9 protein-coding genes are annotated in these 10,376 nt (G+C 69.2%); 1 reads left to right on the top strand and 8 read right to left on the bottom strand.

The window, feature by feature from the left end; translation table 11 throughout:
- Nucleotides 1-273: 273 nt before the first annotated feature.
- The 3 genes from ACZ4Z5_RS23835 to thyX form a co-directional block, all read right to left on the bottom strand.
- A complete protein-coding gene (locus ACZ4Z5_RS23835; RefSeq protein ID WP_468265935.1) occupies nt 274-1,959 on the bottom strand; it encodes a ribonuclease J in 1,686 nt (561 codons plus the stop codon).
- A gap of 109 nt (nt 1,960-2,068) precedes the next feature.
- Nucleotides 2,069-2,968, bottom strand: a complete 900-nt coding sequence (gene dapA / locus ACZ4Z5_RS23830) for a 4-hydroxy-tetrahydrodipicolinate synthase (RefSeq protein ID WP_468265933.1) — start codon at nt 2,966-2,968, stop codon at nt 2,069-2,071.
- A 237-nt stretch (nt 2,969-3,205) separates the two neighbouring features.
- Nucleotides 3,206-3,940 (bottom strand): FAD-dependent thymidylate synthase, encoded by a 735-nt coding sequence (gene thyX / locus ACZ4Z5_RS23825; RefSeq protein WP_468265949.1) that lies wholly within the window; start codon nt 3,938-3,940, stop codon nt 3,206-3,208.
- A 301-nt stretch (nt 3,941-4,241) separates the two neighbouring features.
- Between thyX and ACZ4Z5_RS23820 the strand changes: the two genes are divergently transcribed.
- Nucleotides 4,242-4,793, top strand: a complete 552-nt coding sequence (locus ACZ4Z5_RS23820; RefSeq protein WP_468265931.1) for a hypothetical protein — start codon at nt 4,242-4,244, stop codon at nt 4,791-4,793.
- Between the two features lie 159 nt (nt 4,794-4,952).
- Here ACZ4Z5_RS23820 and ACZ4Z5_RS23815 read toward each other — a convergent pair whose 3' ends face one another.
- From ACZ4Z5_RS23815 to rpsO, 5 genes are all read right to left on the bottom strand, one after another.
- Nucleotides 4,953-5,405: a hypothetical protein gene (locus tag ACZ4Z5_RS23815; RefSeq protein WP_468265929.1), complete on the bottom strand. Its 453-nt coding sequence runs from the start codon at nt 5,403-5,405 to the stop codon at nt 4,953-4,955.
- A 16-nt stretch (nt 5,406-5,421) separates the two neighbouring features.
- Nucleotides 5,422-6,174, bottom strand: coding sequence for a 4-hydroxy-tetrahydrodipicolinate reductase (dapB, locus tag ACZ4Z5_RS23810; RefSeq protein ID WP_468265927.1), 753 nt, complete (start codon nt 6,172-6,174; stop codon nt 5,422-5,424).
- Between the two features lie 12 nt (nt 6,175-6,186).
- Nucleotides 6,187-7,566 (bottom strand): M16 family metallopeptidase, encoded by a 1,380-nt coding sequence (locus tag ACZ4Z5_RS23805; RefSeq protein WP_468265925.1) that lies wholly within the window; start codon nt 7,564-7,566, stop codon nt 6,187-6,189.
- A complete protein-coding gene (locus ACZ4Z5_RS23800; RefSeq protein ID WP_468265923.1) occupies nt 7,563-9,782 on the bottom strand; it encodes a polyribonucleotide nucleotidyltransferase in 2,220 nt (739 codons plus the stop codon). Before ACZ4Z5_RS23800 ends, ACZ4Z5_RS23805 begins: the two co-directional genes overlap by 4 nt.
- A 289-nt stretch (nt 9,783-10,071) precedes the next feature.
- Nucleotides 10,072-10,359 (bottom strand): 30S ribosomal protein S15, encoded by a 288-nt coding sequence (gene rpsO, locus ACZ4Z5_RS23795; protein ID WP_031484852.1) that lies wholly within the window; start codon nt 10,357-10,359, stop codon nt 10,072-10,074.
- Between the last annotated feature and the right edge of the window lie 17 nt (nt 10,360-10,376).

The following is a 10,376-nucleotide window of genomic DNA, read 5'->3' as shown; positions in this document are numbered from 1 at the left end:
TTTCCTCCGGGCGCTTCCCTTCGGTGTTTCCAACCTTACCAGATTCTTTTTCCGTTCCGTTTCCGGTCTGGATTTCGATTCCGGCGGCCGTTGGAGGGCCTTCGCCTTTCGGCGCTTTCCGACTTTATCAGGTTTCCTGAGTCGAATTTCCCGCCCCGTCCGGGCCGCTCCGGACACGCAGGTGTCCCGGGCTCCCGTTCTGGCGGAGCCGTAAACGTACTGGAGCGGAGCGCCCTCGCGCAAATCGAGGGGCTCCGCTCCAGTGATGTCGTGTCAGACCTCGACCACGACGGGGAGGATCATCGGGCGGCGGCGGTAAGTGTCCGACACCCACTTGCCGATGGAGCGCCTCACGAGCTGCTGCAGCTGGTGCGGCTCGACGACACCGTCGGCGGCCGAGCGGTTCAGCGCTTCCTCGATCTTCGGGATCACGCCGTCGAACGCCGCGTCGTCGATACCGGAGCCCCGGGCGTGGATGTTCGGGCCGCCCACGATCTTCCCGGTCGACGAGTCGACGACGACGAAGACGGAGATGATGCCCTCCTCGCCGAGGATCCGGCGGTCCTTGAGGGAGGACTCGGTGACGTCTCCGACCGAGAGGCCGTCGACGTACACGTACCCCGCCTGCACCTTGCCGGTGATGCGGGCGCGGCCGTCGACCAGGTCGACGACCACTCCGTCCTCGGCGATGACGATGTGGTCCTTGGGAACCCCGGTCAGCGCGCCGAGCTCGGCGTTGGCGCGCAGATGGCGCCATTCTCCGTGGACCGGCATGAGGTTGCGCGGCTTGCAGATGTTGTAGAAGTACAGCAGTTCGCCGGCTGAGGCGTGGCCCGAGACATGGACCTTGGCGTTGCCCTTGTGGACGACGTTGGCACCCCAGCGGGTGAGACCGTTGATGACGCGGTAGACCGCGTTCTCGTTGCCCGGGATGAGCGACGACGCCAGGATCACGGTGTCGCCGGGGACGATCCGGATCTGGTGGTCCCGGTTGGCCATGCGGGACAGCGCGGCCATCGGTTCGCCCTGGGAGCCGGTGCAGACGAGGACGATCTCGTCGTCCGGCAGGTCGTCGAGCGTCTTGACGTCGACGACGAGGCCCGCGGGGACCCGCAGGTAGCCCAGGTCACGAGCGATGCCCATGTTGCGGACCATCGACCGGCCGACGAAGGCGACCCGGCGGCCGTACTCGTGGGCGGCGTCGAGGATCTGCTGGATGCGGTGGACGTGGCTGGCGAAGCTGGCCACGATCACACGCTTCTGGGCACCGGCGAAGACCTGGCGGAGCACGTTGGAGATGTCGCGCTCGTGCGGGGTGAAGCCGGGGACCTCGGCGTTGGTCGAGTCGCTCAGCAGGAGGTCGATGCCCTCCTCGCTGAGGCGCGCGAAGGCGTGCAGGTCGGTCAGCCGGCCGTCGAGGGGCAGCTGGTCCATCTTGAAGTCGCCGGTGTGGACGGCCATGCCCGCAGGGGTGCGGATGGCGACCGCCAGGGCGTCCGGGATGGAGTGGTTGACCGCGATGAACTCGCAGTCGAAGGGGCCGATGCGCTCGCGGTTCCCCTCGGCGACCTCGAGGGTGTAGGGGCGGATCCGGTGCTCCTGGAGCTTCGCCTCGATGAGGGCGAGCGTGAGCTTGGAACCGATCAGCGGGATGTCCGGCTTCTGCCGGAGCAGGAACGGCACGCCGCCGATGTGGTCCTCGTGCCCATGAGTGAGCACGATGCCCTCGATGTCGTCGAGACGGTCCTGGATGGACGTGAAGTCGGGCAGGATCAGGTCGATGCCGGGCTGCTCCTCCTCGGGGAAGAGCACACCACAGTCGACGATCAGCAGTCGGCCGCCGTATTCGAAGACGGTCATGTTGCGGCCGATCTCACCGAGGCCGCCGAGCGGGGTGACGCGCAGACCCCCTTCCGGCAGCTTCGGCGGAGGGCCGAGTTCGGGGTGCGGATGGCTCAAAAGACTCTCCTCACCACACGCGCCACGGGCCGGGTGGGCACGTGGCGCGCATGACATTCGTGCACTTGCTGTTGTCTCTTCCCTGCGTATTCAGTTGTGAAGTCCGTTGTCAGAGCTGTACCCCGCCGGCGGCGAGATCGAGCTTGAGCTGGGCCGTCTCCTCGGGCGTGAGCTCGACGAGCGGGAGGCGCAGCGGGCCGCCCGGCAGTCCCTGGAGGGCGAGCGCGGCCTTGGTGGTCATGACGCCCTGGGTGCGGAACATGCCGGTGTAGACGGGCAGCAGCTTCTGGTGGATCTCGGTGGCCTTCTGCACGTCGCCTGCCGTGTACGCGTCCACGAGGGCGCGGAGCTCGGGGGTGACGACGTGGCTGACCACGGAGACGAAGCCGACGGCGCCGACGGACAGCAGCGGGAGGTTGAGCATGTCGTCGCCGGAGTACCAGGCGAGCCCGCTGCGGGCGATGGCCCAGCTGGCGCTGCCGAGGTCTCCCTTGGCGTCCTTGTTGGCGACGATGCGGGGGTGCTCGGCGAGACGGACGATCGTCTCGGTGTCGATGGGGACGCCGGCGCGGCCGGGGATGTCGTAGAGCATGACAGGCAGCCCGGTGGCGTCGGCCACGGCGGTGAAGTGCCGGTACAGGCCCTCCTGCGGGGGCTTGTTGTAGTACGGCGTCACGGCAAGCAGGCCGTGCGCTCCGGCGCGCTCCGCGGCACGGGCGAGCTCCAGCGTGTGGCGGGTGTCGTTGGTGCCGATTCCGGCCACGACGTTGGCCCGGTCCCCGACGGCTTCCCGTACGGCTCGGACGAGCTGCTCTTTCTCCGCGTCGCTGGTGGTGGGGGACTCGCCGGTGGTGCCGTTGACGATCAGTCCGTCGTTACCTGCGTCGACCAGGTGGGCGGCGAGCCGCTGGGCACCGTCGAGGTCGAGAGCGCCATCCGCCGTGAATGGCGTGACCATGGCGGTGAGGACCCGCCCGAAGGGGGTCTGCGGAGTGGAGATCGGAGCCATGGGGAACACGCTACTCGCTGCTCACCTCGGTGGGTCCCCTCGGGGGAGGACTGGTGGTGCGGGTTATGTCACCGGCAGGGGGTTCTTCATGTGGATCCCGGCACTGCCTGCTCGGGGGTTCAGGCAGTGCCGGGTCCGTTTGATCAGCCTAGATGAACTTCTCGAAACGTCGCAATACGGACGCTTTGCCAGGGGGATCCGCGCATCCGGCCGTCACGGACAGCGACGTCCGTCCCGTTACGGGGCGATGCGCCCGTTGGCGTTGAAGGCGGCGTGGGTGAGCGGCATGAGACGGGCCCAGTGCTCCTCCATCTTCTCGCCGACCATCTCGATCTCCCGCTGCGGGAACGAGGGGACCTTCGCCAGCTCGTGCTGGGTGCGCAGACCGAGGAAGTGCATCAGCGAGCGTGCGTTGCAGGTGGCGTACATCGACGAGTAGAGACCCACCGGGAGGACCGAACGGGCGACCTCTCGGGCCACACCCTCCGCCAGCATCTTCTGGTAGGCGTCGTAGGCCTGCCGGTAGGCGTCCAGCATGGTCTCGGTGACCAGCTCGTGCTGCGCCGGGGTGCCCTCCACGAACTCGTACTTCCCGGGGCGGCCCTGCTGCACGAGCTTGCGGGACCGGCCCGGCACGTAGAAGACCGGCTGGAGCTCCCGGTAGCGGCCGGACTCCTCGTTGTACGACCAGCCGACCCGGTGCCGCATGAACTCGCGGAAGACGAAGATCGGGGCGCTGATGAAGAAGGTCATCGAGTTGTGCTCGAAGGGGCTGCCGTGGCGGTCGCGCATCAGATAGTTGATCAGCCCCTTGGAGCGCTCGGGGTCCTTCTGCAGCTCCTCGAGCGACTGCTCGCCTGCCGTGGAGACCCGGGCGGCCCACAGCACGTCGGAGTCCCCGGCCGTGTGCTTCACCAGCTCCACGGTGACATCGCTGCGGAACTCCGGTTCGAGGGTCTCGCTCACCTGCAGGTCCTTCCAGTTCACGGCGCGGTAGGCCAGCCCACTCTAGATGATTTCCCCCGTTCGGCCGCCGGGCCCGGAGGCGGGCACCGAGGCTCGGCCGAGGGCCGGGGCGGTGCCGGGCGGCACCACCACGAGGGTCCCAACGTCACTCCGCCGCCTCATCAGCGTCCCGCTGCCCCGCAGGGCACCGTCCTACGCTGGTACGGTCATCGGCTCGTCCGGCCACCCTGACATCGCCGGGCTGTACCCACGTGGGTAGCCTCACCGGGCACAGCCATTCGAGCGTGCATGTGAGTGAGGAACTGCCGTGCCCCTGCCCTTTCTGACGGCCGACCGCGCATTCGACGCGGTCGCGGACGACGCAGCCCTGCCCTTCGACGATCACGATCGCTGGAGGCGTCCGTACCGTCCGGGCCCGTGGCGGGTGGGACCGGCCGCGGTACTGCTGATGCTGGCCTCGTTCATCCTGCTGGCCGCGATGATCATCGCCTTCGCGGGCGCCCTGCCGGCGGCCGGCGGCTGCCTGGGGCTTGCGGTGCTGGTGATCGCGGTGGCGCTGCGCCTGCTGCGGATGGGCACGTGGGTGAGCATGCACGGGTTGCGCCGCGTACGGTTCTTCCGTACCGGGACCACGCCGTGGGAGCACGTCGAGGCGGTGCGCACGGTGCAGCAGCCGGTGAGGTGGCTGGGGCTGCCGCGGACCGTGCAGGGGCAGGCGCTGATCGCCGTACTGCGGTCCGCCGGGGAACCCGTGGCGCTGATCACGGACCACAACGCCGACTTCCTGTCCCGGGTGGAGGCCTTCGACCGCGCCGCCGACACGCTCGAGGCCTGGGGCGAGGAGTACGCCCGCCCCTGAGGGCGTCCGGCCCTGATCAGCCGGACACCTCCGGCGGCGGTGCCGCCCGCCGGCTGCCGGGCGCCGGCCCCGTCGCGACCGCCGCGCGGTGGCGCGAGGTCCCCGATGGCACCCGGTCCATGGCGGGGAACCGTCACTCGCGGCAGGGCCACGGACCCGTCAGGCGCGCACCGGCCTGCCGTCGTGCAGGGCGATGGCGCGCTGCATGGCCTTGCGTGCCCGAGGAGTGTCCCGGGCGTCGTGGTAGGCGACGGCGAGGCGGAACCAGCTGCGCCAGTCTCCGGGGGCGTCCTCCGTCTCGGCGCGGCGCTTGGCGAAGACCGCGTCGGCCGAGTCCCGGTCGATCCTGCCGCCCGGGGTGCGGACCAGCTCGTCGACGGGCAGACCGCCCTCCGCGTCGAGCTCGGCCGCGAGCTGGTTGGCCTTGCGGACGAACTGGGTGTTCTTCCACAGGAACCACAGGCCGATCACCGGCAGGATGAGGACCGCGGCCCCGAAGGCGACGGTCAGGGCGGTGCCCTGCCGGATGAGCATCACTCCCCGGCTGCCGACCAGGACGAAGTAGACGACGAGGACGGCAGCCGTGACGAAGTAGGTGATCTTGGCGCGCATGGTGGGGGTCCCGGTATCAGCCGAGGTCGAGGAAGTGTTCCAGGCCGAACGTGAGGCCCGGGGTGGACACCACGCGGCGCGCGCCCAGCAGGATGCCCGGCATGAAGCTGCTGTGGTGCAGGGAGTCGTGCCGGATGGTGAGGGTCTCGCCCTCACCGCCGAGCAGCACTTCCTGGTGGGCCAGGAGTCCGCGCAGCCGGACGGCGTGCACCGGAACGCCGTCGACGTCCGCGCCGCGGGCACCGTCGAGGGCGGTGACGGTGGCGTCCGGCTGCGGGGCGCAGCCGGCCTCGGCGCGGGCAGCGGCGATCAGCTGGGCGGTGCGGGTGGCCGTACCGGAGGGGGCGTCGACCTTGTTGGGGTGGTGCAGTTCGACGACCTCGACGGATTCGAAGTACCGCGCCGCCTGCTGCGCGAACTTCATGGTGAGCACCGCTCCGATGGAGAAGTTCGGGGCGATGAGGACACCGGTCTCCGGCGAGTCGGCGAGCCAGGAGCGGAGCTGCGCGAGGCGTTCGTCGGTCCAGCCGGTGGTGCCGACGACGGCGTGGATGCCGTGGCGCACGCAGAAGTCGAGGTTGCCCATCACCGAGGCGGGGGTGGTCAGCTCGACCGCGACCTGGGCACCGGTCTCGGCGAGGGATTCCAGTTTGTCGCCCCGGCCGAGCGCGGCGACCAGTTCCATGTCCTCCGCGGCCTCGACGGCTCGTACGGCCTCGGAGCCGATACGGCCCTTGGCGCCGAGAACGGCCACGCGCAGCTTGCTCATTCCTGTGACTCCCTAGGAGACGGATTCGTGCAGGCGATCAGCCTGCTTGTCCTTCAGCGGGCCGATGACGGACAGCGACGGGCGCTGTCCCAGGACGTCCCGGGCTACCTCGCGGACGTCGTCGGGGGTGACGGCGGCCATGGCGGTCAGCATGTCGTCGACGGACATCTGGTCGCCCCAGCACAGTTCGCTCTTGCCGATGCGGTTCATCAGCGCCCCGGTGTCCTCCAGGCCGAGCACCGTGGAGCCGGACAGCTGGCCGATCGCACGGCTGATCTCGTCGTCCGAGAGGCCCTCGGAGGCGACCCGGTCCAGTTCGTCCCGGCAGATCCGCAGCACGTCGTGGACCTGGCTGGGGCGGCAGCCCGCGTAGACGCCGAAGAGGCCGCAGTCGGCGAAGCCCGAGGTGTACGAGTAGACGCTGTAGGCGAGACCGCGCTTCTCCCGGACCTCCTGGAAGAGGCGGGAGGACATGCCGCCGCCCAGGGCGGTGTTCAGTACGCCGAGCGCCCAGCGGCGTTCGTCGGTGCGGGGCAGGCCGGGCATGCCGAGGACGACATGGGCCTGCTCGGTCCTGCGGCCCAGCAGCTCGACCCGGCCTGCAGTGCGGATGGCGCGCCTGCCTGCCCGGGGCCCGACGGGCGCGGCGTCGCTCCGGCCCAGGGCTCCGGCCTCCTCGAAGGCGGCACGGACCTGGCGGACCACGGTGGCGTGGTCGACGTTGCCCGCGGCTGCGACGACCAGGTGCGTCGGGTCGTAGTGCTTCTTGTAGAAGCGGCGGATGCGGTCCGCGTCGAGTGCGTTGACGGTGTCGACGGTGCCGAGGACCGGACGGCCGAGGGGGGTGTCCCCGAACATGGTGTGCGCGAACAGGTCGTGCACGACGTCACCCGGGTCGTCCTCGGTCATCGCGATCTCTTCGAGGACGACGCCCCGTTCGGCACCGACGTCCTCTTCGAGGATCAGGGATCCGGTGAGCATGTCGCACACCACGTCGATGGCGAGCGGCAGATCGGTGTCCAGCACCCGCGCGTAGTAGCAGGTGTACTCCTTCGCCGTGAAGGCGTTCATCTCGCCGCCGACCGCGTCGATCGCGGCGGAGATGTCGAGGGCACTGCGCTTCCTGGTGCCCTTGAAGAGGAGGTGCTCCAGGTAGTGCGTGGCGCCGTTCAGAGACGGCGTCTCGTCCCGGGAGCCGACGTGGACCCAGATGCCGAAGGTGGCGGAGCGTACGGAGGGCAGGGTCTCGGTGATGACGCGGAGACCGCCGGGCAGGGTGGTCCGGCGGACCGTTCCGATGCCGTCCTTGCCCTTGAGGAGGGTTTGGGTACGGGCGACGGCCCGCGCCTCCGAGGAGGTGCGGGCCGTCGTCCTGGAACTACGGGACGTCACTTGTCGGTGTCGTCCTTCTCGGTGTCGGCAGCCTCTTCGCCCTCGATCACGGGGATGAGGGACAGCTTGCCGCGGGAGTCGATCTCGGCGATCTCGACCTGGACCTTCTGACCCACGCCGACGACGTCCTCGACGTTCTCCACACGCTTGCCGCCGGCCAGCTTGCGGATCTGCGAGATGTGCAGCAGGCCGTCCTTGCCGGGCAGCAGGGAGACGAACGCACCGAAGGTGGTGGTCTTGACGACCGTGCCCAGGTAGCGTTCGCCGACCTCCGGCATGGTCGGGTTGGCGATGCTGTTGATCGTCGTACGGGCGGCCTCGGCGGACGGGCCGTCGGCGGCGCCGATGTAGATGGTGCCGTCGTCCTCGATGGTGATCTCGGCGCCGGTGTCCTCCTGGATCTGGTTGATCATCTTGCCCTTGGGGCCGATGACCTCGCCGATCTTGTCCACGGGGATCTTGACGGTGATGATCCGCGGGGCGTTGGGGGACATCTCGTCCGGCGTGTCGATGGCTTCCATCATCACGTCGAGGATGTGCAGACGGGCGTCACGGGCCTGCTTGAGGGCCGCGGCCAGCACGGAGGCCGGGATGCCGTCCAGCTTGGTGTCGAGCTGGAGGGCGGTCACGAACTCCTTCGTGCCGGCGACCTTGAAGTCCATGTCGCCGAAGGCGTCCTCCGCACCGAGGATGTCGGTGAGGGTGACGTAGTGGGTCTCGCCGTCGATCTCCTGGGAGATCAGGCCCATGGCGATACCGGCGACCGGGGCCTTCAGCGGCACACCGGCGTTCAGCAGCGACATGGTGGAGGCGCAGACCGAGCCCATGGACGTCGAGCCGTTGGAGCCGAGGGCCTCGGACACCTGACGGATCGCGTAGGGGAACTCCTCGCGCGTCGGCAGGACCGGGATCAGGGCGCGCTCGGCGAGGGCGCCGTGACCGATCTCGCGGCGCTTCGGGGAGCCGACCCGGCCGGTCTCACCGGTGGAGTACGGCGGGAAGTTGTAGTTGTGCATGTAGCGCTTGCGGGTCACCGGGGAAAGGGTGTCCAACTGCTGCTCCATGCGGAGCATGTTGAGGGTGGTGACGCCCAGGATCTGGGTCTCGCCGCGCTCGAACAGGGCGGAACCGTGCACCCGCGGGATCGCCTCGACCTCGGCGGCGAGCGTACGGATGTCCGTGACGCCACGGCCGTCGATACGCTTGCGCTCCTTGATCACGCGCTCACGGACCAGGGACTTGGTCAGCGAGCGGTAGGCGGCGGAGATCTCCTTCTCGCGGCCCTCGAACTGCGGGAGCAGCTTCTCGGCGGCCAGGGCCTTGACGCGGTCCAGCTCGCTCTCGCGCTCCTGCTTGCCGGCGATGGTCAGCGCTGCGGCGAGCTCGTCCCTGACCGCGGCGGTGAGCGCCTCCAGGACGTCGTCCTGGTAGTCGAGGTAGATCGGGAACTCGGCGGTCGGCTTGGCGGCCTTCGCGGCGAGGTCGGCCTGGGCCTTGCACAGGACCTTGATGAACGGCTTCGCGGCGTCCAGACCGGCGGCGACGATCTCCTCGGTCGGCGCCTCGGCACCGCCCTTGACCATCTGCACGGTCTTGTCGGTGGCCTCGGCCTCGACCATCATGATCGCGACGTCGCCGTCCTCGAGGGCGCGGCCCGCGACGACCATGTCGAAGACGGCGTCCTCGAGCTCGGTGTGCGTGGGGAACGCCACCCACTGGCCGCGGATCAGCGCGACGCGGACGCCGCCGATCGGACCGGAGAAGGGCAGGCCCGCCAGCTGGGTCGAGGCGGAGGCGGCGTTGATGGCGACCACGTCGTACAGGTGGTCGGGGTTCAGCGCCATGATGGTGGCGACGACCTGGATCTCGTTGCGCAGGCCCTTCTTGAAGGACGGGCGCAGCGGGCGGTCGATCAGACGGCAGGTGAGGATCGCGTCCTCGGAGGGCCGGCCCTCACGGCGGAAGAAGCTGCCGGGGATCTTGCCGGCTGCGTACATCCGCTCCTCGACGTCCACCGTCAGGGGGAAGAAGTCGAGCTGGTCCTTCGGGTTCTTGGACGCGGTGGTGGCCGACAGCACCATGGTGTCGTCGTCCAGGTACGCCACGGCGGAGCCGGCGGCCTGCTTGGCGAGGCGGCCCGTCTCGAAGCGGATGGTGCGGGTGCCGAAGGAACCGTTGTCGATGACGGCCTCGGCGTAGTGGGTCTCGTTCTCCACTAGCGTTTTCTCCGTGTTCTTCGTCGTCCTCCGTCCCCGGGCTGCCCGTGTGGCAGGGGGACGGAACGGTGGCGGAGAAGCACTCCCTTGGTGCGGGCCGGTCTTCGATCGAAGCACCCGGGTCGTTGTCGCCCGGGGGCCACTACCGAGGACCGGCGGCCAGGAGGAGGCTTCTGCACGCCCGTACGGTGTTGCGTTGTGCGACCAGACTACAAAGGGTGTGCCGGGTGTCGCACGTACAGCAAAGGGAGCGGCCCCCTGAGGTGGGAACCGCTCCCTTCACAGCGTCTTACTTGGCGCCGGCGGCACCGCGGCGGATGCCGAGGCGGTCGACCAGCGCACGGAAGCGCTGGATGTCCTTCTTGGCCAGGTACTGCAGCAGGCGGCGGCGCTGGCCGACCAGGATCAGCAGACCACGGCGGGAGTGGTGGTCGTGCTTGTGGGTCTTCAGGTGCTCGGTCAGGTCCGAGATGCGGCGGGACAGCAGCGCGACCTGGACCTCGGGGGAGCCGGTGTCGCCCTCCTTGGTGCCGAACTCGGCCATGATCTGCTTCTTGGTAGCGGCGTCGAGAGACACTCGGTACTCCTCTTTCG

It is taken from the genome of Streptomyces sp. NPDC030222, from assembly GCF_055573115.1.
Note: the sequence above shows the minus strand (reverse complement) of the source record. Positions and strands in the feature narration are given on the sequence as shown.

Bases quoted from the DNA above. Each gene is read 5' to 3' on its own strand.
- dapA (WP_468265933.1), bottom strand. From the start codon at position 2,968: ATGGCTCCGATCTCCACTCCGCAGACCCCCTTCGGGCGGGTCCTCACC.
- ACZ4Z5_RS23815 (WP_468265929.1), bottom strand. From the start codon at position 5,405: ATGCGCGCCAAGATCACCTACTTCGTCACGGCTGCCGTCCTCGTCGTC.
- dapB (WP_468265927.1), bottom strand. From the start codon at position 6,174: ATGAGCAAGCTGCGCGTGGCCGTTCTCGGCGCCAAGGGCCGTATCGGC.